Here is a 284-nt window from a genome sequence, read left to right on the forward strand (position 1 = left end):
TATTTGAAGACGAGCCGGGTGACGACAACCAGCAGGACTGCCAGGGCCGCATCGAGTACAAGCATTTCAAGGCGGGTGAGCACTACACCCTGGTGGAGTCGAGCCTGGGCACCACGGTGCGCGCGTCGCTTGAGGACGGCCACGGCAAGGAAATTGCCGCAACCCAGGACTTCAATTGCATGCCTGGCTAGGCGTGATGCGCCGTCGCCTTGCGCGGCTCGGCGGGTTCAGCAGATTTGACGTGGGGGTGATGATGTCGGCGCGTCACGCGCATGACCCCCCAC

At 63.4% G+C, this 284-nt stretch carries 1 protein-coding gene; it reads left to right on the forward strand.

Annotation, left to right across the window (positions count from 1 at the left end):
* On the forward strand, positions 1 to 191 hold a 191-nt coding region (locus tag AAEY72_RS14535), incomplete at its 5' end, for a hypothetical protein (RefSeq protein WP_352311232.1).
* Positions 192 to 284: the final 93 nt, after the last annotated feature.

Source organism: Psychrobacter sp. W2-37-MNA-CIBAN-0211 (genome assembly GCF_040309405.1).
GTDB classification, from domain to species: Bacteria; Pseudomonadota; Gammaproteobacteria; order Pseudomonadales; family Moraxellaceae; genus Psychrobacter; species Psychrobacter glaciei.